20 protein-coding genes are annotated in these 23641 nt (G+C 55.1%); 12 read left to right on the plus strand and 8 right to left on the minus strand.

The window, feature by feature from the left end:
• Positions 1-246: 246 nt before the first annotated feature.
• The 4 genes from pssA to B2590_RS16365 form a co-directional block, all read right to left on the minus strand.
• On the minus strand, positions 247-1098 hold the full coding sequence (gene pssA / locus B2590_RS16350) for a CDP-diacylglycerol--serine O-phosphatidyltransferase (protein ID WP_036203693.1): 852 nt from the start codon (positions 1096-1098) through the stop codon (positions 247-249).
• A 90-nt stretch (positions 1099-1188) separates the two neighbouring features.
• A complete protein-coding gene (ilvC, locus tag B2590_RS16355) occupies positions 1189-2205 on the minus strand; it encodes a ketol-acid reductoisomerase (RefSeq protein WP_007155057.1) in 1017 nt (338 codons plus the stop codon).
• A gap of 68 nt (positions 2206-2273) precedes the next feature.
• Positions 2274-2765, minus strand: a complete 492-nt coding sequence (ilvN, locus tag B2590_RS16360) for an acetolactate synthase small subunit (RefSeq protein ID WP_007155058.1) — start codon at positions 2763-2765, stop codon at positions 2274-2276.
• A 2-nt stretch (positions 2766-2767) separates the two neighbouring features.
• A complete protein-coding gene (locus B2590_RS16365) occupies positions 2768-4486 on the minus strand; it encodes an acetolactate synthase 3 large subunit (RefSeq protein WP_085681584.1) in 1719 nt (572 codons plus the stop codon).
• A 498-nt stretch (positions 4487-4984) separates the two neighbouring features.
• Between B2590_RS16365 and B2590_RS16370 the strand changes: the two genes are divergently transcribed.
• A complete protein-coding gene (locus B2590_RS16370) occupies positions 4985-5443 on the plus strand; it encodes a DUF4124 domain-containing protein (RefSeq protein WP_286809934.1) in 459 nt (152 codons plus the stop codon).
• Between the two features lie 67 nt (positions 5444-5510).
• Here B2590_RS16370 and clpB read toward each other — a convergent pair whose 3' ends face one another.
• From clpB to rluD, 3 genes are all read right to left on the minus strand, one after another.
• Positions 5511-8087 carry an ATP-dependent chaperone ClpB gene (clpB, locus tag B2590_RS16375; RefSeq protein WP_286809933.1) on the minus strand — a complete coding sequence of 859 codons (2577 nt, stop codon included), beginning with the start codon at positions 8085-8087 and terminating at the stop codon, positions 5511-5513.
• A 143-nt stretch (positions 8088-8230) separates the two neighbouring features.
• Positions 8231-8974, minus strand: coding sequence for a peptidoglycan editing factor PgeF (pgeF, locus tag B2590_RS16380; RefSeq protein ID WP_126810571.1), 744 nt, complete (start codon positions 8972-8974; stop codon positions 8231-8233).
• The gene (gene rluD, locus B2590_RS16385) at positions 8964-9941 is read right to left on the minus strand and encodes a 23S rRNA pseudouridine(1911/1915/1917) synthase RluD (RefSeq protein WP_126810572.1); all 978 of its coding nucleotides are present in this window, start codon (positions 9939-9941) and stop codon (positions 8964-8966) included. Before rluD ends, pgeF begins: the two co-directional genes overlap by 11 nt.
• Before the next feature lie 136 nt (positions 9942-10077).
• Here rluD and B2590_RS16390 point away from each other — a divergent pair, with 136 nt between their 5' ends.
• The gene (locus B2590_RS16390; RefSeq protein WP_041336829.1) at positions 10078-10914 is read left to right on the plus strand and encodes an outer membrane protein assembly factor BamD; all 837 of its coding nucleotides are present in this window, start codon (positions 10078-10080) and stop codon (positions 10912-10914) included.
• A 44-nt stretch (positions 10915-10958) separates the two neighbouring features.
• Here the strand turns inward: B2590_RS16390 and B2590_RS16395 are convergent, their stop codons facing one another.
• Positions 10959-12611, minus strand: coding sequence for an NAD+ synthase (locus B2590_RS16395; protein WP_286809932.1), 1653 nt, complete (start codon positions 12609-12611; stop codon positions 10959-10961).
• An 85-nt stretch (positions 12612-12696) separates the two neighbouring features.
• Between B2590_RS16395 and B2590_RS16400 the strand changes: the two genes are divergently transcribed.
• From B2590_RS16400 to B2590_RS16445, 10 genes are all read left to right on the plus strand, one after another.
• Complete coding sequence (locus tag B2590_RS16400; RefSeq protein WP_286809931.1) at positions 12697-14343, plus strand: sensor histidine kinase; 1647 nt, start codon at positions 12697-12699, stop codon at positions 14341-14343.
• A gap of 53 nt (positions 14344-14396) precedes the next feature.
• Complete coding sequence (locus B2590_RS16405; protein WP_075195691.1) at positions 14397-15785, plus strand: sigma-54-dependent transcriptional regulator; 1389 nt, start codon at positions 14397-14399, stop codon at positions 15783-15785.
• A 121-nt stretch (positions 15786-15906) separates the two neighbouring features.
• Complete coding sequence (locus B2590_RS16410) at positions 15907-16479, plus strand: GspH/FimT family pseudopilin (protein ID WP_041335410.1); 573 nt, start codon at positions 15907-15909, stop codon at positions 16477-16479.
• Positions 16480-16635: 156 nt separating this feature from the next.
• Positions 16636-17121: a GspH/FimT family pseudopilin gene (locus B2590_RS16415; RefSeq protein WP_052479561.1), complete on the plus strand. Its 486-nt coding sequence runs from the start codon at positions 16636-16638 to the stop codon at positions 17119-17121.
• A gap of 8 nt (positions 17122-17129) precedes the next feature.
• Positions 17130-17612, plus strand: a complete 483-nt coding sequence (gene pilV, locus B2590_RS16420) for a type IV pilus modification protein PilV (RefSeq protein ID WP_052479560.1) — start codon at positions 17130-17132, stop codon at positions 17610-17612.
• A 2-nt stretch (positions 17613-17614) separates the two neighbouring features.
• Positions 17615-18742: a PilW family protein gene (locus B2590_RS16425; RefSeq protein ID WP_041335408.1), complete on the plus strand. Its 1128-nt coding sequence runs from the start codon at positions 17615-17617 to the stop codon at positions 18740-18742.
• Positions 18742-19257: a pilus assembly PilX family protein gene (locus B2590_RS16430; protein ID WP_052479559.1), complete on the plus strand. Its 516-nt coding sequence runs from the start codon at positions 18742-18744 to the stop codon at positions 19255-19257. The genes B2590_RS16425 and B2590_RS16430 overlap by 1 nt, the downstream gene beginning before the upstream one ends.
• A 74-nt stretch (positions 19258-19331) precedes the next feature.
• Positions 19332-22739 (plus strand): pilus assembly protein, encoded by a 3408-nt coding sequence (locus tag B2590_RS16435; RefSeq protein ID WP_286848002.1) that lies wholly within the window; start codon positions 19332-19334, stop codon positions 22737-22739.
• Between the two features lie 61 nt (positions 22740-22800).
• A complete protein-coding gene (locus B2590_RS16440; protein WP_199448968.1) occupies positions 22801-23178 on the plus strand; it encodes a hypothetical protein in 378 nt (125 codons plus the stop codon).
• A gap of 46 nt (positions 23179-23224) precedes the next feature.
• Positions 23225-23632, plus strand: coding sequence for a type IV pilin protein (locus B2590_RS16445; RefSeq protein WP_286809929.1), 408 nt, complete (start codon positions 23225-23227; stop codon positions 23630-23632).
• Positions 23633-23641 lie beyond the last annotated feature (9 nt).

A 23641-nucleotide genomic window follows, 5' to 3' on the forward strand; every position in this document is an offset into this window, starting at 1 on the left:
TCGAATCGCTGCCTTGTCAACCGTTTATTTTGACTTCGGCTTTAAACCGAAAAACTGCCAACAAATTCAAACGGTTGCCTTTCAATTTCTGGTCCGCCTCGGTGGCGTTCCCCTCGAAAGAGATGCGCATTCTACAGAGCCCTGAGAATGTGTCAACGAGGTTAATCAATTAATTTTACTCTGTTTCGGTTACCCCCTATAACGCTGATCAAACCTCAATCAGAACGTTCATTTTTCAGGCCGAAATTACGCCGACTCGCCTGCCGAGCGGCGCGATTTTCTAAACAGTGCAAAAACCGGCCCCGACAACGCATAGATAAGGAACCCGCTAAACAGGACTGTTGCCGGATCAAGCGCGACAACCACAAACATCAGCACCACCAGGAGTATTGCAGCGAACGGCACCCGCCCCCGCATATCCAGGTCCTTGAAACTCTTATAGAGAATGTTGCTGACCATCAACACACCACAACCGCCAACGACGATGATCGTCATGAGGGTTAGCCAACTGGCCGGCTCCATCGCATGAAAACACCACACTAACCCGGCAACACACGCTGCAGCCGCAGGACTGGGCAGCCCCACGAAAAACTTCTTGTCCATGGAGCCGATCTGGGTGTTGAATCGTGCCAACCGCAAAGCAGCTCCCGCCACATAGATAAAGGTAATAGCCCAACCAACCTGACCAAGACTGTTCAGCGACCAGAAGAACGCCACCATACCCGGAGCCACACCAAAGGCGACCATATCCGCGAGACTGTCGTATTCCTCGCCGAACTTACTCTGAGTATTGGTCAACCTGGCAACCCGACCGTCAAGCCCATCCAGGATCATGGATACAAAGATCGCAATCGCGGCATTGTCGAATACGCCGTTTGCGGCGGAAACGATCGCGTAGAAGCCAGAGAACAGGGAAGCCGTTGTCAGCGCATTAGGCAGCAGGTATATCCCCTTGCGACGAACCGGCGCCCCCTCTACCAACTCTTCCTCGACAACTTCGCCGGACTCAATATCATGTTCATGACCAGAGGCGTCTGACCGTCCCCGAACATCTTTCTTTTCAGCCTGTGTTTCGGCCTGCTTCTTTTCATCAGTCATTCCAATCACTCCGGAAAGCATTTAGGCGGAGTATATACGAAAAACGCGGCCACCCGGGCCGCGTTTTCCAAACCAGTCCGAGGTACCGGATCAGTTTTTGTCTTTGTCCACGATCTTGTTCGCGGAGATCCAGGGCATCATGGAGCGCAGTTTTTCGCCAACGGTCTCAATCTGATGCTCGGCATTAATGCGGCGACGGGCCGTCATGGACGGGTAGTTGCTGCTGCCTTCCTGAATAAACATCTTGGCGTATTCACCGGTCTGGATGCGCTTCAAGGCATTGCGCATAGCTTCGCGGGATTGCTCGTTGATGATCTCCGGACCAGTCACGTACTCACCATACTCCGCGTTGTTGGAGATGGAGTAGTTCATGTTGGCAATACCGCCCTCGTACATCAGGTCAACAATCAGCTTCAGCTCGTGCAGACACTCGAAGTACGCCATTTCAGGCTCGTAACCGGCATCCACGAGTGTTTCGAAGGCCGCCTTTACCAGCTCAACGGTACCACCACAGAGAACAGCCTGCTCACCAAACAGATCGGTTTCAGTCTCATCCTTGAAGGTGGTTTCGATGATGCCGGTGCGGCCGCCACCGATACCGCTGGCGTACGAGAGCGCCAGGTTCTTGGCGTTGCCGGAAGCATCCTGGAAGATGGCAATCAGATCAGGGATACCGCCGCCACGGGTAAATTCGGTGCGCACAGTGTGGCCCGGCGCTTTCGGGGCAATCATGATCACATCCAGATCTTTGCGCGGCACGATCTGGTTGTAGTGGATCGCAAAACCATGGGCAAACGCCAGAGTGGCGCCCTGCTTCAGATTCGGCTCGATCTCTGCGTTATACAGTTGGGCCTGGAACTCGTCCGGCGTCAGAACCATAACTACATCCGCTGCGGCAACTGCTGCGGGAACGTCACTGGTTTTGAGGCCATAGGCTTCCGCCTTGGCAATGGAAGAAGAACCTGGGCGCAGACCAACCGTTACATCCACACCGGACTCTTTCAGGTTGCATGCATGCGCGTGCCCCTGTGAGCCAAAACCGATGATGGCAACTTTCTTGCCCTGAATGATGGAAAGATCACAATCCTTATCGTAATAAACCTGCATGGAAAACCTCTATAATATTGTATTGGCCTTTTGGGGGCCGTCATTGTACAGAATGATGTCAGTGCCTGTTACAGGCTTAATACCTTTTCACCACGGGCGATGCCCGAAACCCCGCTGCGAACAACCTCAAGCACGCCCGAGGTACCCACCGCCTGAATAAAGCCGTCCAGTTTTTCACTGGCACCGGCCAACTGAACGGTATAGACCGAGCTGGTAACATCCACAATCTGGCCACGGAAGATATCAACCGTACGCTTGATCTCGGCACGCTGGGACCCGGTGGCCTTGAGCTTGACCAGCATCAGCTCACGCTCGATGTGGGAGCCCTCCGTCAGATCCACCAGCTTGACCACTTCAATCAGCTTGTTGAGCTGCTTGGTGATCTGCTCGATGACTTTGTCCGAGCCTGTGGTCGTTACCGTCAGGCGCGACAGGGTTTCGTCCTCGGTCGGCGCCACCGTCAACGTTTCAATGTTGTAGTTACGCTGCGAGAACAGACCAACAACACGGGACAGTGCACCGGGCTCGTTTTCAAGCAAAACAGAAATGATTCGACGCATGATCAGACCCTCTCCGTCTTGCTGAGCCACATGTCCTTCATTGAACCACGGGCCACCTGCATCGGGTAGACGTGTTCAAAACGGTCCACGTAGATATCAACGAAAACCAGCCGGTCTTTCATCGCCAGCACTTCTTTGAGCTTTGGCACCAGATCTTCCTTTCGGTCGATTCGGACACCAACGTGACCATAGGCCTCTGCCAGTTTGATGAAGTCCGGCAGGGACTCCATGTAGGACTGGGAGTGACGGGACTCGTAGTTCATGTCCTGCCACTGCTTGACCATACCAAGGGCCTGGTTATTCAGATTGATGATCTTTACTGGAATATCGTACTGACTACAGGTCGACAGCTCCTGGATATTCATCTGGATACTGCCTTCACCGGTAATGCAAAGCACCTCGTCATCGGGGAAGTTCAACTTGACCCCCATAGCCGCTGGCAGGCCGAAGCCCATGGTGCCAAGGCCGCCGGAGTTGATCCAGCGATTGGGCTTATCAAACTTGTAGTACTGGGCTGCAAACATCTGGTGCTGACCCACATCGGAGGTCACAAAGGCTTCACCATTGGTAAGCTTCCAGAGCGCCTCCACCACTTCCTGAGGCTTGATGACATCCGGGCTGGTCTCGTAACGCATGCCATGGAATGCCCGCCACTCTTCAATCTGCTTCCACCAGGCAGCAATTGCGTCGGCGTCAGGCTTTTCCTTGCTCTCTTTGACGAGAGTGATCATTTCCTTAAGCACCGCATCCACCGGGCCAACAATGGGAACATCCGCATCAATGGTTTTGGAGATGGAGGCCGGGTCGATATCGATATGGACAATGCGGGCACCGGGACAGAATTTTTCTGTCGCGTTGGTCACCCGGTCATCGAATCGCGCACCCACACAGAGGATAAGATCCGAATGATGCATGGCCATGTTGGATTCGTAGGTGCCATGCATGCCCAGCCAGCCGATGTGTTGAGTATCAGAGGCCGGATAACACCCAATGCCCATCAGAGTGTTGGTAATCGGATAACCCAACATCCTGACCAACTCGGTCAGCTGATCCGTAGCCTTGCCGAGGATGACACCGCCGCCCGCATAAATAATGGGACGCTTGGCTGCCATGAGCATATCGACGGCTTTCTTGATCTGCCCAGCGTGGCCACGAATGGCCGGATTGTACGAACGGAGCTTGACCTTCTTGGGAAAGACATACTCGTAGCGCTCGTTTGGCGTTGTCATATCTTTCGGGATATCAACAACAACCGGTCCGGGACGACCTGTTGAGGCAATGTAATAGGCCTTGCGAACGATCTCGGGGATCTCTTCCGGATGACGGACACTCAGGTTGTGTTTCACGACAGGACGGGAGACACCGATCATATCGGTCTCCTGGAATGCATCTTCACCAATCAGAGTCGATGCAACCTGACCGCACAGGACCACCATCGGGATGGAATCCATGAAGGCAGTGGCAATGCCAGTGATGGTGTTGGTGGCTCCAGGACCCGAGGTCACCAGAACGGTGCCCGGTAATCCGGTAGCACGGGCATAACCGTCGGCCATGTGGACCGCAGCCTGCTCGTGACGCACCAGAATGTGCTTGACTTTGTCCTGCCTGAACAGCGCGTCATAAATATGCAACGCTGCACCACCCGGATAGCCATATATGTATTCGATCCCCTCATCTTGCAGGGACCGGATCAGCATATCGGCGCCAGACAATAACTCCACGATGTTCTACCCTCTTCTACGAGTGAATGAGCCGGGAAACGTCCCGGTTGCCTGGATGTCCGGACATCATGCTTCTTGTGAAAGCTGAACCGGATACTCCGCCACACCAGCTATTAAGAGGTTGTCTCCTGGCCAGCCGCCCTCCTGAGGGTTGCGGAGAACGGCCAATCAACGGGTTGCACGTAAGCAACAACCAGTCCGCGACCTGCGCGGGGCATTCAGTGTGGTAATTAACGGGGGATACTCGCTCGGGATTGCCTGCCGTATTGACCCCAGTCTTCAGGCAATCGGTAATTTTGACAGCGCTAAACTCCCTGTCAATAGCGGCGGCTGTTTTCTCTGCCCGTACCCACCGAAGGTCTGCCATACTTTGTGCAACTATTTGAACCAGATTGAAGAAACTTGCCTTTACAAATGGCATGATAAACATAGGCTAACATAGAGACGGGGCCGCTACGGGCGGAACTTCGACAAGGCTAACGCGGAATGAGCAACGGCATGAACAGAAAAACCCTCACCCTGGCAGTACTTCTGGCTGCGACACCAGCAATGGCTTTCGCGGCTTCCGTGTATAAATGGACCGACGAAGACGGGGTTACGCACTTTGGCGATCGGCAGCCAACCGGACAGCAGGCGGAGTCCGTCAATGTTCGCACCGGCAAATCCTCCGGAGGCAACCGGATGAGCCCGCAGGAACAATTGAAACAGCTCGAAACCCGGGAAGCCAAAGAAAGCGAGAAACGCCAGGAAAGCGCCGTAGAGGAAGCGCGGCGCAAACAACGGGAAGCCAACTGCGAAACCGCACGCACCAATCTTAAGCTAATTCAGCAGAACAGCAGGATCCGTATAGAAGAGGAAGGGGAACTGCGGTATCTGACCCCCGAAGAAATCGAGGAGCAGAAACAGCAGTTTGAGAAAATCGCAGAGGAAAACTGCGGCGAACCTGCCGAAGGTTAATGCAAGAGACACTCTGGCTGGATCCGGACGAGGGAGAGCACAATGCTCCGCCTCGTCGCTCCTGACATTACGCTTTCAAGAACTCCAAACCATGATCTTTGACCGACCCACGAATGGTATCACCGGGCAGGAAGTCCCCTTGCAATAACCTCTGGGCCAGCGGATTCTCAATCATCCGCTGAATAGCCCGCTTCAATGGACGAGCACCGTAAACGGGGTCGTAGCCAACTTCCGCCAGCAGCTCCATCGCAGCGTCGTCCAGCATCAACGACATATCCTGCTCTTTCAGGCGCTTGCCCAGAGCATTAATCTGAATCCGGGCAATGCCCTGAATCTGGCTTTCAGCCAGCGGATGAAACACCACCACTTCATCCACCCGGTTAATGAACTCTGGCCTGAAGTGAGTACCCACTACGTCCATAACGTCCTTCTTCATGGACTCGTAGTTTTCCTCACCCGCTTTCTGCTGAATGATGTCCGACCCCAGGTTTGAGGTCATCACGATGACGGTATTGCGAAAATCCACCGTTCTGCCCTGACCATCTGTAAGGCGCCCATCCTCCAGCACCTGCAACAGGATATTAAATACGTCCGGGTGCGCCTTCTCAACTTCATCCAACAACAACACTGAGTAGGGCCGGCGACGGACGGCCTCGGTCAGATAGCCACCCTCTTCATAACCAACGTATCCCGGAGGGGCACCGATCAGCCGAGCGACGGAATGCTTCTCCATGAACTCAGACATGTCGATTCGAACCATGGCCTCCTCGGTATCGAAGAGGAACGACGCCAGGGCTTTGCAGAGCTCGGTCTTACCCACACCGGTCGGCCCCAGGAACAGGAAAGAACCATTAGGGCGGTGAGGGTCTGACAGTCCTGCACGGGACCGACGAACCGCGTTGGACACAGCCTCAACGGCTTCGTCCTGACCGATGACACGTCCATGGAGGGCTTCCTCCATTCGCATCAGCTTGTCGCGTTCGCCCTCGAGCATCTTCGAAACCGGAATACCCGTCCACTTGGACACCACTTCGGCGATTTCCTCATCGGTCACGCGGTTACGCAGCAGCTTCATCTCCATCATTTCCGCCTGGCTCGCCATATCCAGTTGGCGCTCCAGCTCCGGAATCCGGCCGTATTGCAACTCCGACATGCGCCCGAGATCGCCTGCACGGCGGGCATTTTCCAGGTCGATCCGGGCTTGTTCCAGTTGACTCTTGATCTTCTGGGAACCATGCAGTGCCGCTTTTTCGGTATTCCAGACCTCTTCCAGGTCCGCGTACTCACGCTCGATACCGGAGATGACATCCGAGAGCTCAGAAAGCCGCTTCTTGGAGGCGGCATCGGTTTCCTTTTTCAACGCCTCCCGCTCTATTTTCAATTGGATCAGACGCCGCTCAAGGCGATCCAGCGCTTCTGGCTTGGAGTCCATCTCCATGCGGATCTGGCTTGCAGCCTCATCCACCAGATCAATGGCCTTGTCCGGCAACTGACGGTCAGCGATGTAACGATGAGACAACTTGGCCGCTGCGATGATGGCACCGTCTGTGACCTCCACGCCGTGATGAACTTCGTAGCGCTCCTTCAGGCCGCGGAGGATCGCGATGGTGTCCTCCTCGGTAGGCTCGGAGACCAGTACCTTCTGGAACCGACGCTCAAGGGCGGCGTCTTTCTCAATATTTTCGCGATACTCGTCAAGGGTGGTGGCGCCGACGCAATGTAACTCCCCGCGCGACAGGGCGGGCTTGAGCATATTGCCGGCGTCCATGGAGCCTTCCGCTTTACCGGCGCCGACCATGGTGTGAATTTCGTCGATGAACAGGATGATCTGCCCTTCCTGCTTGGACAACTCATTCAGCACGGATTTGAGGCGCTCTTCAAACTCACCCCGGAACTTGGCGCCCGCAATCAGCGAGCCCATATCCAAAGACAGCACGCGCTTGTTCTTGAGCCCTTCGGGCACCTCGCCGTTGACAATGCGCTGGGCAAGTCCTTCTACAATTGCGGTTTTACCCACACCGGGCTCACCAATGAGCACCGGATTGTTCTTGCGACGACGCTGCAGCACCTGAATGGTCCGACGGATCTCATCATCCCGACCAATCACCGGGTCCAATTTGCCAGCCTCGGCACGTTCGGTCAGATCAATGGTGTATTTGGAAAGCGCCTGGCGATGCTCTTCTGCAGACGCATCGTCAACCGACTCGCCACCCCTGACCTCATCGATGGCACGCTCCAATGCCGATTTGTCAACACCCTGCTCCCGCAGAACCCGCCCAAGGCTGCCCCGGTCCTCTAGCGCGGCCAGCAGCAGCAATTCGCTGGAAATGAACTGGTCACCACGTTTCTGCGCCAGCTTGTCGGCAATATTGAAGAGCCGGCCCATATCGTTTGACATAGAGACATCGCCGGCAGAGCCCTGCACTTCCGGCAGGTTTTCAATCTCCTGGGCCACAGCCTGGCGTATCCGGGAAGGCTCAGCGCCCGATTGTTTCAACAGCGGCTTGATGGAGCTGCCTTCCTGGTCCATCAGCGCCTGCATCAGGTGCACGGGTTCTATAAAGTTGTGATCCCTGCCTACCGCTAGCGACTGGGCGTCGGCCAGTGCTGTCTGGAGTTTGCTGGTCAGTTTGTCGATTCTCATAATTCGGTCTTCCCAAATCTCTGTCACTGAACCGATGGGAGACTTCCATCGGCGACATTGCGTCTGCTTTGACAGTTAATGTAGGGGCGTTTGGCGGGAGTTCAAGCAGACCGGACGGGAAAGTGTCAGAAAATTGACGAATGTCATGAGATGAATATCAGGCTTGCCATTCTCCCGGTTTGCCCGTCTCGACGATAGGAGAAAAAACGCTCACGATCGGTCACCGTGCAGAATTCACCACCGTAGACCTGAAGCACACCTGCCATTGCCAGCCTCTGCCGGGCAAGCTCATAGATATCCGCAAGATAATGCGTTGGATTTCGCGGATTGGAAATGAAGGCATCACCCGACTGGGAATCATTCATCAGGAAGGCCCCTCTCACCTCAGGGCCAACCTCAAACTGCTCAGGACCAATGGCCGGCCCCAACCACGCCAGGACGGCAGCAGGATTACCCAGATACTCAACCGTTCGCTCCAGAACACCACCACACAAGCCGCGCCAGCCAGCGTGAGCAGCGGCCACCTGGCCACTGGCGGGGTTACAGAAAAGCACCGGAAGACAGTCCGCTGTCATCACCACACATGCCACCCCAGGCTGGGAGGTCACACTGGCATCCGCGGTGACCGCACCCGACTGCGGCAACTCAACAACGTCAGTACCATGAACCTGGTTAAGCCAACCGAACGACTGAGCGCCGGGCTCAGCCCACCGCCCAAGCAGGGACCGATTTTTCGCAACATCATCGGGATGATCTCCCACATGCGTGCCGAGGTTCAGGGACTGCCACGGCGCCTGACTGACCCCGCCCATTCTCGTCGTGCATGCGGCATGAACCCAGGACGGAGCGGGCCAGTCAGGGACAATCACCGGCAGTTCAGACGTCATGGTTCTCCAGCTCCTTAACGTGCTTGCGAAGTGCGACCAGCAGACCCTCGATGTCATCGGGCAGCGGCACCTCCCAAGTCAGTATCTCACCGGTTTGCGGGTGTTCCAATGTCAACTGGCGTGCATGGAGAGCCTGCCGCTGGAAACTGGCAAGCACGTCCCTCAGTTCGTCTGTTGTGCCTTTCGGCAGACGTAGCCGACCGCCATACTGAGGGTCGCCCACCAATGGATGTTTCACGTGGGCCATATGCACCCGTATCTGGTGGGTACGGCCGCTCTCCAGCTTACAGCGAACGTGGGTGTGCGCTGCGAAGCGCTCCACCAGGCGATAATGCGTTACCGCCGGCTTACCGGTAGGCACGACCGCCATTTTCTTGCGCTCACGAGGGTGGCGACCAATCGGTGCATCCACCGTCGAGCCTCCAGTAAGGGTGCCAACCACAATGGCTTCGTATTCCCGCCCCATGGTCCGGGTCTGCAACTGGTCGACCAGCGATGTATGAGCAATCAGGCTGCGCGCTACCACCATGATGCCGGACGTATCTTTGTCGAGACGATGCACAATCCCTGCTCTGGGCAGGTTCTCCACTTCCGGGGCATGGTTGAGCAAGGCATTGACCAGGGTGCCGTCAGCGTGGCCTGCCGCCGGGTGGACCACGAGGCCCGCAGGCTTGTTAATGACCAACAGGTGCTCGTCTTCATACACAATATCCAGGTCTATCGATTCCGCTTCCCAACTGACTTGCGCTTCCGGCTCCGCATCCAGATCGAGCCGGTCGCCCAGCATTACCTTGTCCCGGGGCTTACAGGTTTTTCCATTGACCGTCAGTGCGCCGCTTTTGATCCAGCCCTGCAGTCGGGAGCGCGAGTGCTCCGGCATCAGTTCGGCCGCAGCCTGATCCAGGCGGCGGTCGCTGTGCTCCGGTGGAATGGAGAAGCTGGCGATAATACGGTTTTCAGATGACATTGAGCCCCCGGGGCCGGTATGAGTGTTACGTTTGAGTCAGAATTTCTGAATCCACGGCGCGTGCCACTGCACATGTGAACGGATCCCCGTTACAATGGCCGACGTTTCGAATTTTGCCATTATACGGGATTCCGGCATGAGATCAGTTGTCCGATTACTGCTAGTCACCACCGCAGCGCTATTCATCAGTGCCTGCGCATCGAACGATAAGCAGGAAGAAGTACTGCCGGAACAAACCTATTACGAAAATGCCCGCGATGCGATGAACTCGGGCAACTTCAACGAAGCCGAGCAGAACCTCGACTATCTGGAAACCTACTACCCATTTGGCCGCTATGCAGAACAGGCCCAATTGGACCTTATTTATGCCCGCTACCAGAATCTTGACCTGGAAGGGGCCCGCGCGGCGGCAGACCGTTTTCTCAGACTGAATCCCCAGAGCGATCACGCCGACTATGCGCTCTATATGCGAGGCCTGGCATCCTATAATCTGGATATTGGCCTGGCTGCCCGCTACTTCCCGGTGGACGTTTCGGCAAGAGACCCCGGCGAACAGCGCCAGGCGTTCCGGGACTTTTCCGAGCTGCTGAACCGCTACCCCTCCAGCGAATACGCTCCAGATGCCCGCCAGCGCATGATTGCGATCCGCAACCGCCTGGCTGAACTGGAACTTTACGCGGCACGATATTACATCAGCCGGGAAGCCTACATCGCGGCGAACAACCGAGCTCGATACATTATCGAAAACTATTCAACGACGCCGTCCGTCGAAGAAGCCTTGATCATCCTGGCGGAAACGTTCCGCTTCATGGATCTGAAAAAAGGAGCAACGGATGCCGTGGCGATGCTGAAAGAGAACTTCCCGGACAGCGCCGCCTTCAATGAGAACGGAGAGTTCCAGCCAGACATCCTCAAACGCGAGGACCGCTCCCTGTCTAGCGTGGTGACCTTCGGCCTGATGGGCGACGAATAACATTTGGCAGGGCTGCCCGAGCAATCAGGCAGCCCTACCGCAATCTACTTTCCACTTTTCCAGCCATTGGTAATCGGGTAACGCCGATCCTTACCAAACCCCCTTTCGGTAATTCTCACGCCTATCGGCGCCTGCCTGCGCTTATATTCGTTAATATCCACCAGCCGCACCACGCGATCGACATCCGCCCTGTCGAACCCCTGAGCCACAATGGCATCGGCACTGAGATCCCGCTCCACGTAGAGATTGAGGATCTGATCGAGAACGTCGTATCCCGGCAGGCTATCCTCGTCTTTCTGATCCGGTGCCAGCTCTGCCGACGGCGGACGGGTAATGACCCGTTCCGGAATCACCTGCGAAACACCGTTGCGATACCAGGCGAGGCGAAAAACCAGGGTTTTGGGAACGTCCTTGAGCACATCAAAGCCGCCGGCCATATCCCCGTACAGGGTCGAGTAGCCCACCGCCATTTCACTTTTGTTGCCAGTCGTCAGCACCAGCGAACCGAACTTGTTGGACAGAGACATCAACAGAACGCCCCGCAGCCGGGCCTGCAGATTCTCCTCGGTAGTGTCAGGTTGCGTGCCCTCAAACGGGGCCGCCAATGTTTTCATAAAGGCATCGTACATCGGCTCAATGGAGAACACGTCGTATTGAACGCCCAGGGCCACGGCCTCGGCTTCCGCGTCTTCAACACTCATACCCGAGGTATAGCGAAAAGGCATCATCACCGCGCGTACCCGGTCGGCCCCCAGGGCATCCGCCGCAACAGCCAGGGTCACCGCTGAATCGATACCGCCGGAGAGCCCCAGAACAACGGATTTAAAACCATTCTTGTTGACGTAGTCCTGCACTCCCAGGACCAGGGCCTTGTAGACATTTTCCTCCAGCGACGGTTCGGCAACGGCAGGCTGCGAGATTGGCTGGCAATGATGCTCACAGACGAAGTCCACCGGATAGAGCCCTTCGCTGAACTGTGGTGCTTCGGCTGCAAGCACCCCGGAATGGTCGTAAACCACAGAGCCACCATCAAAGACCAGTTCGTCCTGCCCGCCAATCAGATTGACGTAGACAATACTCACCCGATTCTCAAAAGCCTTGCGTTCTACCAGAGCCTTTCGCCGCACCTGCTTGTCAATATCGTAGGGTGATGCATTGAGGTTGACGACCAGTCTGGCGCCTGCCGCGGCAGCGTCTTCCACCGGCCCCTCGCTCCAAATGTCCTCACAGATGGTAATGCCCACTGGCACCCCTTTGATATCCATGACCAGAGTATCCACGCCATTGGCAAAATAGCGCTTCTCGTCGAAAACCTGATAATTGGGAGGAAACCGCTTGAAGTAGCGACCGGTTATATTTCCCTGCTCAATGGCGACCGCAGCGTTGTAAAGTAGAGCGCCCTCCCGTATCGGAGCCCCCACGATGATGGCGGGGCCCAGATGCTCCCCGCGCAAGGTTTCCAGCGCGTCTGCAACGCGCACATCCATACTGGGTCTTAATAAAAGGTCTTCCGGTGGGTAACCGGTAAGACACAATTCCGGGAACACAACCAGATCCGCCTGATGCTCCTGTTCCGCGCGTCGGGTCGCCTCAATCACCTTTTGGGTATTGCCAGGGATATCGCCCACCAGAAAATCGAGTTGGGCCATCACTACCCGAAGTTTTCCGGGCCCCTGACCATCCTTTTGCACGGACATAACGCAGCTCCTGTAACTCATTGCCATTAAAAGGCTATTATAACCCCGCAAGACATCAGAATTCTCGCGGGATATCCACTGGACGATGGCGCAACCAACCACTCCTGATCAGCAGCCCATTACCGATACACCACCCTCAAACCAGAGGGGCCGGCTGTTTCGGGTCTATAACCACTACCGTGTAGTCGTCAGCGTTATACTGGTGGCGTTGCTATTTGTAGACCCTATAAACTTCGACTCCCGCTTCCGGGCAATGGATTATTACCAGGCCGGGGTGGTCTGCTATCTCGCCATCAATGGCTTCATTGCCCTGACAATGCTGGCAGGATTTCAGCCCAGAAGCCGCCACATCACAGTATCCATATTGATGGACATCCTGCTCCTGCATGGGCTCCTGATTGCCAGCACCGGCATTACCAATGGTCTGGCCAATCTGGTTATTGTTTCCGTGGCTGCAGGCAACATTCTTACCCCTACCAGGATCGGCACCTTCTACGCGGCGTTGGGTGCTATCTGTTCTCTGGGCATCTCGGCCTGGTCCGTGCTGGTGTTTGATGACTCCGCCGATGAGATTGTTCGCGCTGGCTCCCTGGGCATTCTCTATTTTGCCGCAGCGTTCATCCTCCAATACATATCCCGGCGCATGCTGCGAAGCGAAGCACTTGCCAGTTCCCGAGCCCGCAGCATTGCCGAACTGGAGCAGATCAATCGCCAGATTATCCAGCGCATGAGAACCGGCATACTTGTTCTCGACCGGTTCGGGCGAATCCGCCTGGCTAATGCTGCTGCGGAAGAATTGTTGTTTGGCACTGCCACCGAGGACTCGAAACTACCCAGCCGGGGACGAAATCTGCCACGGCCGCTCCGAAGAGGCCTCGACGCCTGGTTGAAAGACCCTGCCCGCAGAACAGAACCTTTCCAGGCTACACAAACCTCGCCCGTGGTACAGGCCAATTTCACTCAGCTCGATCAGCAGCGCGGCGACCAAATCCTGGTATTTATCGATGACATGAGCAGGGTGACGCAACAGGCCCAGCAAATGAAGCTGGCGTCCCTGGGGCGGCTGACCGCAGGTATTGCCCATGAAATTCGTAACCCGCTGGGTGCTATAAGTCACGCGTCCCAATTGATGAACGAATCCCCCAACCTGGATGAGGGGGATCGCAAAATGCTGGACATCATCGAACGTCACTCCCGGCGGGTTAACGGCATCATCGAAAATGTGCTTGACCTGTCGAGACGACGCGCTGCCGACACCGACCTCATTGACGTCGACAAATGGTTATCAGCGTTCCGTGACGATTACCTGCAAACCCAGAGCAACGAACACCAGAAATCCGACGAAATTCTGCTTCGCACCGAACGCAACCTGCCCCTGGCGCGCTTTGATGTCAGCCAGATTGAACAGGTGATGGTCAACCTCTGTGACAATGGCCTCCGGTATAGTAAGCAGGCGACCGGCGAACGGCGCATAGAACTGTATGCAGGTGTGACCGCCGATGGCGAGCGCGCCTACGTGGATGTTCGCGATTTCGGCCCGGGCATCGCTCCGGAGCACCGTGTGTCTGTTTTTGAACCTTTTTTCACAACCGACAAGAGTGGGACGGGACTCGGCCTTTATCTGGCTCGAGAACTGTGCGAGGCTAACCAGGCTCACCTGTCCCTGGTAGAGGACAACCAGCCCGGCTGTTGTTTCCGCATTACATTCGCCCACCATGGACGGATGATCTAACAAATCCGGAAGCCCGGTAGTCTGAATAACGACATGGAACCGATAACAATCCAATGACCACTCATACCGCCCTGATCGTAGACGACGAACCCGATATCCGGGACCTTCTGGAAATCACACTCAGCCGTATGGGAATAACAACCCTGACCGCGCCAGACATCACCTGCGCGAAGAAGCTTCTGGGTGAACACAAACCACAGCTCTGCCTGACAGACATGAACCTGCCCGATGGCAACGGCATCGAGCTTGTGCAGTGGATACAGCAGAATACGCCCTGTACCCCTGTGGCTGTAATCACGGCCTACGGCAACATGGATACGGCCATTGAATCCCTGAAGGCCGGTGCCTTCGATTTTGTGTCCAAGCCGGTTGAGCTTCCGCGGCTTCGGGAGTTGGTCAACAGTGCTCTCCGGTTGTCGGAGGCCGAAGCCAACACTCAGGACACTGACGATGAACCGGGTCTGTTACTCGGCAAATCAACAGAAATTCAAAAACTCCGAAGCCAAACTCGGAAACTGGCCAGGAGCCAGGCACCTGTTTTCATCAGCGGGGAATCGGGTAGCGGTAAAGAACTGGTCGCAAGAATGATTCATTTGCAGGGTCCTCGCCGCGACGGTCCCTTTATAGCTGTCAACTGTGGAGCCATCCCCTCTGAACTGATGGAGAGTGAATTTTTTGGGCACAAAAAGGGCAGCTTTACCGGGGCCGTTGAAAACAAAGACGGCCTGTTTCGATCTGCCAACGGTGGCACTTTGTTTCTGGACGAAGTTGCTGACCTGCCTCTGGCAATGCAGGTAAAACTCCTGAGGGCAATTCAGGAAAAGGCTGTCCGCCCGGTTGGCGATACCAAGGAAGTTCCGGTGGATATCCGGGTACTCAGCGCGACCCATAAGAACCTTCCAGATCTGGTTCAGGAAGGCATTTTTCGGCAAGACCTTTTCTACCGGATCAACGTCATTGAACTGGCTGTGCCTCCTCTGCGGGAACGACCAGACGACATTTCCTTGCTTGCTCGCCACATTCTCGAAAGAATCGGTAAAGAATATGAATGCGAACCCGCCTCGCTAACCCAGGGCGCCATCGGGCGGCTCAAACAGTACGATTTCCCGGGCAACGTAAGGGAACTCGAAAATGTTCTGGAGCGCGCCTTTACGCTTTGCGATGCCGATCAAATTGATGCCGGCGATCTGCACCTGGGAAATGGTGTACAGACGGCGTCGTCCCCCACCCAGGTTATCGCGGAAGGCGAGGCCAACGATGACGAGACTGCCCCGGTGCCCGATGGCGAGATTGACCTGGAAAACTACCTGGAGAACATAGAGAGACAAGCCATCGAGAAGGCTCTGGAAGCCACCCGATGGAATAAAACGGCGGCCGCTAAGCGTCTGGGAATCAGCTTTCGAGCGCTTCGGTACCGCCTCAAGAAGCTGGGAATGGAGTGAACGGTATCTCAGAATTCTCTCGTCGGTAACCACCGTTCATTGATATACGGTAGAATTCATGTCGCTTTTCTACAGGATGTAAAAAAGCGCCCAGACCAAGCCACCAACATGGATGTTGACTATGCGATACCCTGCCCGAACCAGGGGCTTCACCCTGGTTGAACTTATTCTCACGCTCGCGCTGGTCGCAATGCTCGCCGGAATTGCCAGCACCTCCTGGACTCGGCTTATCTCCTCAACGCGCCACACCGATGTGATCAACGACACTCGCCGGATGTTTGCCGTCGCACGATCCTACGCCGTCCACCAGAAAACCCTGACCACCGTGTGCCCGCTGTCTCCCGCGCTGAGGTGTACCGATGACTGGAATAACGCCGTCTCCGTCTTTCCAGACAGAAACAACGACAAGCGACCGGATGCGGGAAAAGTCCACCGGGTGTTCACGCTCACGAGGGGGCAGTCCAGCCTCTATTCCCGAACAGCCGGAAGAGGCTACTTCCAGCTATCTGCCAAAGGTATGAGTCACGGCACCATGGGAAGCCTTGTCGCGTGTTCTGCATCAACCAACGGAAGATTTGACATGAGTTACCTGGCCCTCAATATTGGCGGCCGCATTCGGACACTCCATGACGAAGACGGGGATGGGGAAATCAGACTTCCCTGGGGAACGACCATCACCTGCCCTGGCCCATGAACAAAGGCCCGATGGTCGCCCCCAGAGTGTGACCGAAACCTCATCTTCAGCCGCCGAATACCGCCCATACCGGATGTTCGACCGTTCATCGAATAGGCGATGCATATCTATGGCGCCTTTGGTTTACTAACCTGAGGCTTACCAACGGAATTTGGCATGTTGAAGAGAACCGCAGGTTTCACGCTCATAGAACTACTCATCACGATGGTCATTCTCGCGATCATTGCGACTGTTGCGCTCCCCGGCTTTGGCAGGCTGATAGAAAGCAATCGGCTGGTAACCGGCACGAACTTGCTGGTGTCATCCATTAAACTTGCAAGAACAGAAGCCATCAAACGCGGCACAAACGTCACGTTCAGTACCGATGGTGGACTGGGGGGCGGTTGGTGTGTGCACGAAGGCGATGACGCCGGGGACTGCACCAATGACCAGATTCGCGGGTTCGAGTCACCTGGTAATCTTACCTTTACTGAAAGCGTAGGCGATCTGGTGTTTGATCGGCGCGGGTTTCTTGTTCCACAAACTGCTCAAACCTTTACCGTCGCTCCGGTCGGCTGTACCAGTGGTGACATATCCTTCCGAAGGATCCGGGTAAGCCCGGTTGGACGAACCGAAGTAGATGACGGAGAAGTATGCCCGTGACTCCAACTATGACTCAGACCTCTAAGCACCGCTCCGGCCTGGCTTCCCCGAGACACCAGTCCGGTCTTGGCATGATTGAGATACTCATTACAGTCTTGGTCCTTGCCATCGGCATACTGGGCGTTGCTTCAACACAGGTCGTTTCCCTGCAAATGAACTCTCAGTCCCAGAGCCGGAGCCAAGCGGTCCTGCTCGCGGAAGACCTGCTGGACCGAATTCGTGCGAATTCCGACAACCCCGGTGACTATGCCCTGGCTCAGGACGACGCGCAGGGCGCTGATGGTGGTGATTGCGCCACGTCTTTCGTACCGGCAAATGCAACCGTTGCAGCCAACGACATTGCCGCCTGGGAAAACAGCCTCGCCTGCCTTCTTCCAGAAGCTGAGCGTACCGTTGCAGTCGATCCCTTAACCAACGTGGTTACAGTCACCATAGACTGGAACCAGAACGACCAGGCCATGAACCCTGTAGTAGTGAGGACTCAGATTTGATCATGTCAAAGTTCCGCGCTCCCTCTGCCCCCGATACTCGTCCTGGGGCCAGCCAATCAGGCCTGTCGCTGGTTGAGCTGCTGATTGCAACAGCTCTCGGCCTCATTCTTACCCTTGGAGTAATCCAAATTTATCTGAGCGGTAATGAAACCTATCGTCAGACGCAGGGCCTTGCCCACGCGCAGGAAAGCACCCGATTTGTTTCCGCCGTCCTGACACCGGATTTCCGTTCAGCGGGCAGTTTCGGATGCCTCGCGGAAATGGGCAGGCCGCTTGACCAGGTTGTCGACAACCGCCTAAATGGCGGCCTAGTAGTGCCACTGGACCAGGCACTCCAGGGATGGGAGTATACGGGAACCGGCCCAGGCGATAGCGTCACGCTGGCAAACGCCATGGCAACGCCCGGCGCCGGTAATTGGGCTTCGGGTACCGCAGGTGCAAACCTGCCTGCTGACCTTGCCGGCTCAGTGATCACCAACTCTGATGTCATTATTGTCAACGCCCTGACCTCTCTTGGTGTGCCCGTAAACTCTGCTAACCCCCAGAATGGTAACAGCATTAACTTGGCAGACAATTCTGGAGTGGAGGCCGAATCAGTTGTTCTAGCAACCCGTGGCGACTGCTCCGAAGGCGAAATGTTCCAGAAGAGCAACAACGCTAATTCCAGCTCCGTTACTATGGCCGGTGGCAATGTCAACCCGGGGAACAACGGCAATAACTTCAACCTGAATTACGACCCTCAGACCAGAGTCTACCAGTTTACGTCAATGGCTTATTACATTGGCCAGGGCACCAACGGCGAACCCGCCCTGTTCAGGCGCATGATGACACCTCTCCAGCCCCCCCAAGAACTGGTCTCCGGCGTTGAAACACTGCAAATCCTCTATGGCGAAGATACCGGTGGAACCAGCGCTGCAGATGATTATGTCCCCGCCGACGAGGTGGTCGACTGGAACACCATCGTGAGCGTTCGATTCTCGGTCATGACCCGCAGCCAGGACGAAGTTCTGGAAGAAGAGAACAATCGCAATTTTGACATGCTTGGCAGTGAAGTCTCCCAGGCAAACAACGGAGACCGACGTGTACGACTCATCTCCGTCAGCACCACCGCACTCAGGGGGAGAATGTAATGAAAGCGACCCGGAATCGAGTGAGACAGTCCATGGATAGCGTTAGCCCCCTCAATATGCGCCAGCGCGGGGCGACGTTGATTGTCGCGCTTGTCATGCTGCTGCTGATCTCCCTGCTAGCCATCGGGGGTATGCAGGGATCCGTAATGCAGGAGCGAATGGCGAGCAACGCTCACGACAGCGCAATTTCGTTTCAGGCTTCAGAAGCTGCATTACGACAAAGTGAAAACGATATCCTGAATACCCCAGGTACCCGTGTGACAGCCTTTAGCGAGGCAATGCTCGACAGTCCGTGGGAGTGGGATGGCAACAACCCTGCCCGGTCCGGCACAGGGGTCGCCGGCCCGGATGTAAGCGCACAACCTGCCTACCATCTCGCGCGTCTTGCGGATGTTTGCCCGATCGAACCCGGACAGCCCTGCTTCGAGCGCTACCTGGCAACGTCTCGAGCCCAAGGGGGAAGCGATGAAGCAGTCACAGTACTCCAATCTACGGTTTTGTTACCACCAGAGTAAATGACGGCGTGTGTTAAAAACCGTCGCCAGACAAACATCACAATGAATTGCTGACTCCAACTGGAGAGTTTGCCATGAAAACGTTCAAGACAGCATCGCACAAGCGCTCAAGTTACTCAAAGCTGGGCATTTTCAGCGCCAGCCTTGTGTTCTCAATCTGCACCATGCAATCCGCCATGGCACAGGTCAACTTGGCTCAGGTACCACTGTTCCTGAAGGAATCTGTCGATTCAAACCTGGTGTTTGTCTATGACGATTCCGGATCCATGGCGTGGCGTTACATGCCAGACAATCTTAGTGGTAATAGTGGCAATCGATACTACTACTCCAGTCGGGTAAACAAAGTCTATTACGACCCGACGATAACCTACCAGCCACCCTTCAAACCGGATGGTAGCTCTCGTTATCCGAATTCGAGTTACACCAATGCCTGGGTAAACGGATTTGATCAGTCCGATGGTGCAGATGATCTGAGTGAATATATTCGCTTCGACAGCATCGGTAGCATTGAGGAAGGCTTTTACATGCAGTTCAACTCGTCCACGAGCTGCGATAGCAATCCCCGACAAGACGACTGTTATACCCCCGTTTTGTTGAACAGTGCCTCCGCCGACATCAAACAAAATTATGCAAACTGGTTTTCCTATTACAGCACGCGGACCTTGGCGGCCAAATCCGGCATTACGGAAGCCTTCTTTGACCTTCCAGACAATATTCGGGTTGGCTATGGCGCCATTAACGTCAACAACAATACCATCGACGGCGAAAACAACACCGACACCCTGGTCAGTGGCGTTCGACCATACACCGAAGCTCGCCGTGAGCAATTTCTGACCTGGCTGCACAACAAAAACGTTAATGGCGGCACGCCGTTGAGAACGGCCCTTAAAGATGTCGGCAAGTACTATTCCCGTACTGACAATCGGGGCCCATGGGGAGAAATTCCTGGCACCAATGACAGTACCGCACATATTGAATGCCGCCAAAGTTTCTCCCTTATCATGACCGATGGTATCTGGAACGGAAGCAGCCCCTCTGTCGGAAATGTCGACAATACGCCGGGACCGTCCTACACCAACCCAGATCCCGATGGCTCCGATTTCAACTATACGGCCGTGTCGCCCTTTACCGATGGACACTCCAACACTCTGGCCGATGTAGCCATGGAATATTGGAAAAACGACCTGCGAACAGACCTCGGTAACAAAGTCCCAGTCACATCAACTGACCCGGCTTTCTGGCAGCACATGACAACCTTCACGATTGGCTTGGGGGTAACCGGTGCCATTAAAGAAGCCGACGCACTTGCTGCACTTGACCCAGACAATAACATCACCATCAATTGGCCCGAACCTGGTTCAAACCGAAGCCCTGCCAACATTGATGACCTTCTCCATGCGGCGATCAATGGTCGAGGAGGTTATGCCAGCGCACAGAACCCGAAAGAATTCGCCGACGAGATCAAGAGCTTCCTTGGCGACGTAATCGCCCGGTCCCAGACATCTGCTTCTTCGGCTGCTGTCAGTTCCGCAGTGTTACGGGCCGACTCCTTGGGATTCTTTGCTGGCTTCCGCAGTGAAGACTGGTCCGGCACTTTGTCAGGGTTTAGCTTCGACCAAGGCAAAGAGCTCTGGGACGCCGAAGAAATTCTGCGACAAACGCTTCCGACAGACCGAAAACTGATTACCCATAACGGAAGCAGCGGTGTTGAACTGGAGTTTTCATCAGCGGGTTCACTGTCCAACCTTTCAGCCGCCCAACGTGATGCGCTGAACGCCGACCCCACGCTCAATGCCACGCAGGATGACCTCGGCCGTAACCGGCTTGCCTGGCTTCATGGCGACAAAGACGCGCACGCAACGTTGAGAAATCGTGAAGGACAGGACGCTGGGGGCAACACAGTTGTCAGGCCCCTGGGTGACGTTATCAACGCCAACCCGCAGTTTGTTGGCAAGACCAACTACGGCTTTGCGCGCCTTGGCGGTGACGAAGGTTCCGACTATGGGGCGTTCCGCTCAGACTCTTCGTATCAGACTCGGATCGATGCTCTTTATGTACCTGCCAACGACGGTATACTACATGCCTTTGATGGCGAAACCGGTAAAGAGCTCTTTGGGTATATCCCATCAGAGTTGCTGCTCCCCTCGGGCTCAAACACCTACGCCCGCATCTCAGAGTTGATGCAGCCCAATTACACTCATCGATATTTCATGGATGGCACTCCCCGAGTGCAGGATGCCTACATTGATAAAGACGGAGACGGTGACAAAGAGTGGCGCACGATTCTTCTCGGAACCATGGGTAAAGGTGGAAGAACCGTATTTGCTCTTGACATTACAGAACCGGGATCGTTTTCACCAGCAGACGACGTACTTTGGGAATTCCAACACGCCAACCTCGGGTACGGCGTCACTGATCCGCAGATATCCCGGCTCACCAACGGGACCTGGGTCGCCATTTTTGGCAACGGCTACAATGGCGCCAGCGATCAGTCCAGCCTGTTTGTTGTTGATATGGAAACCGGCAATCTCATTAAAGAACTACAAACCGGTGTCGGTAATGCTGCAAATGCTAATGGCCTCGCCTCTGCAACGATCACCAGTTTTCCGGAAACGGATGCGATTACCCGCTATGCCTATGGGGGCGATCTGTTAGGTAACCTTTGGCGATTCGACCTGACGGGGAACATTAACGGCTGGAACGCTACCAAAGTGTTCACCGCTGAGAGTCCTGCGGGCTTCAGTCAGCCGATTACGGTTGCGCCCCGGGTAGCACTCAACCCCAACAATAATGACGAACTCGTAGTAGCATTTGGTACTGGTAGCTTCCTGCGAAATGGTGATGAGGGCGACTACGACGTCCAGACGCTTTACGCCATAAAAGACAATCTGAATGCATCTGGGCTGGAGCGAACTGACCTGGTGCAACAGACGATCACTAAGCAGGAGGATGTTGTTGTCAACAGAGAATCTGGTAACGGCACTAACAGCTATACAGTACGAGAGACCTCCAGCAACCAGTTAACAGATCAGGACGGATGGTATCTGGACCTTGTCTATAACTCGAACAAGCAGGGGGAGCGCGTTATCAGCCGTGCTACCTTCCCGTTTGGGGTTAACCCGGACCGGGTTCGATTCACAACCGTCATCCCTGACGATGACCCCTGTGGAAGTGGACGTACCGGATTTATTATGGATCTGAAGTTAACAACCGGCGTTCCATCCGAGACTCCCGTCTTCGACCTGAACAGCGATAGCACTTTCAACACGGGTGATATCGTGGGCGGCTATGCCCCAAGCGGTATTCAGGTCGGTTACGGAGGAGAAAACCGCACAATTGCAACCGGAGATGGCGATGCGGAAGTGGTGATACCTGGTCTGGATCCAGACAAGCTCTCACCGGGTGACCCCTGCGAAGACGGACTCTGCGCCCGATCTCTGGACTCAAGCATTGGACGACAGACTTGGGAGCAGCTTCGTTAAGAAGCTGCCTCCCCCCCTAGAGTAGTGTTTCTATTTTTTATTTGAGTAGCAGGAAAATACTATGATTACTCGCTTACTACCGTTTCAATTACACAGAGCTCTTGTCATCGCCGTATTCGCTCTTACAGCTATTTCAAGTGGATTTCTGGCATCATCCGCTCAAGCGGATGATGCGGTTGTCGACGGCAATCCTATATCCCTCAGAACCGTGTCTTTTGAGGGAACGGTGAATTCTGTCCATCCCGACTCTTTCATACTGATTGTTGATGATAATTCGTTCGTGCTGGAACGTGTCATTACCTTCAACGGTGCCTCATGGTCCCGGGAACAAGTCGTCCAGAGGCTCGTAGAGGGTGATCGTCTCAAACTGGAGCTCGGAGGCGTCACAGATCAACAAACTGGTGCTCGTCTGGTACAAAAAGTAGAAGTCCTGAACTGACCAGGCGGGAATAGCGACCACTAGTAAACTAAGAGGGATAACGATTTTGAAGACTCACTCGAACTCAGGTTTTACGTTGATCGAGATGATGATTGCGGTCGCGATCATTGCCATCATCGCAGCAATAGCACTTCCTCTTTATCAGAGCCAGATGGAGCAAACCCGACGAACAACTGCGCAGGCGGACCTGCTAGAACTCACCCAATGGATGGAGCGTCGATACTCCAACGGTTTTGATTATCGCGATGGGGGTAATAATCCTATTTTGCCATTCGATCAGTCGCCGCAGAACGGAGACGCGTTCTACGATATCAGCTTTGTGGGGAACGTAGCCCGGAATGCGTTTACCTTACAGGCAGTTCCAACCGGACCTCAGACAAACGATGATTGTGGAACTCTTACGCTGGATGAGCAGGGCAATCGCGGCGCAGACCAGGCAGCAGGGTGCTGGTAAACGAATACG

The sequence above is a fragment of the Marinobacter sp. UBA3604 genome (assembly GCF_002375325.1).
GTDB lineage: Bacteria > Pseudomonadota > Gammaproteobacteria > Pseudomonadales > Oleiphilaceae > Marinobacter > Marinobacter salarius.

Excerpts from the sequence above, each read along its gene's own strand:
- pssA (WP_036203693.1), bottom strand. The coding sequence starts at position 1,098 with ATGACTGATGAAAAGAAGCAGGCCGAAACACAGGCTGAAAAGAAAGAT.
- ilvC (WP_007155057.1), bottom strand. The coding sequence starts at position 2,205 with ATGCAGGTTTATTACGATAAGGATTGTGATCTTTCCATCATTCAGGGC.
- ilvN (WP_007155058.1), bottom strand. The coding sequence starts at position 2,765 with ATGCGTCGAATCATTTCTGTTTTGCTTGAAAACGAGCCCGGTGCACTG.
- B2590_RS16370 (WP_286809934.1), top strand. The coding sequence starts at position 4,985 with ATGAACAGAAAAACCCTCACCCTGGCAGTACTTCTGGCTGCGACACCA.
- clpB (WP_286809933.1), bottom strand. The coding sequence starts at position 8,087 with ATGAGAATCGACAAACTGACCAGCAAACTCCAGACAGCACTGGCCGAC.
- pgeF (WP_126810571.1), bottom strand. The coding sequence starts at position 8,974 with ATGACGTCTGAACTGCCGGTGATTGTCCCTGACTGGCCCGCTCCGTCC.
- rluD (WP_126810572.1), bottom strand. The coding sequence starts at position 9,941 with ATGTCATCTGAAAACCGTATTATCGCCAGCTTCTCCATTCCACCGGAG.
- B2590_RS16390 (WP_041336829.1), top strand. The coding sequence starts at position 10,078 with ATGAGATCAGTTGTCCGATTACTGCTAGTCACCACCGCAGCGCTATTC.
- B2590_RS16395 (WP_286809932.1), bottom strand. The coding sequence starts at position 12,611 with ATGTCCGTGCAAAAGGATGGTCAGGGGCCCGGAAAACTTCGGGTAGTG.
- B2590_RS16400 (WP_286809931.1), top strand. The coding sequence starts at position 12,697 with ATGGCGCAACCAACCACTCCTGATCAGCAGCCCATTACCGATACACCA.
- B2590_RS16405 (WP_075195691.1), top strand. The coding sequence starts at position 14,397 with ATGACCACTCATACCGCCCTGATCGTAGACGACGAACCCGATATCCGG.
- B2590_RS16410 (WP_041335410.1), top strand. The coding sequence starts at position 15,907 with ATGCGATACCCTGCCCGAACCAGGGGCTTCACCCTGGTTGAACTTATT.
- B2590_RS16415 (WP_052479561.1), top strand. The coding sequence starts at position 16,636 with ATGTTGAAGAGAACCGCAGGTTTCACGCTCATAGAACTACTCATCACG.
- pilV (WP_052479560.1), top strand. The coding sequence starts at position 17,130 with ATGACTCAGACCTCTAAGCACCGCTCCGGCCTGGCTTCCCCGAGACAC.
- B2590_RS16425 (WP_041335408.1), top strand. The coding sequence starts at position 17,615 with ATGTCAAAGTTCCGCGCTCCCTCTGCCCCCGATACTCGTCCTGGGGCC.
- B2590_RS16430 (WP_052479559.1), top strand. The coding sequence starts at position 18,742 with ATGAAAGCGACCCGGAATCGAGTGAGACAGTCCATGGATAGCGTTAGC.
- B2590_RS16435 (WP_286848002.1), top strand. The coding sequence starts at position 19,332 with ATGAAAACGTTCAAGACAGCATCGCACAAGCGCTCAAGTTACTCAAAG.
- B2590_RS16440 (WP_199448968.1), top strand. The coding sequence starts at position 22,801 with ATGATTACTCGCTTACTACCGTTTCAATTACACAGAGCTCTTGTCATC.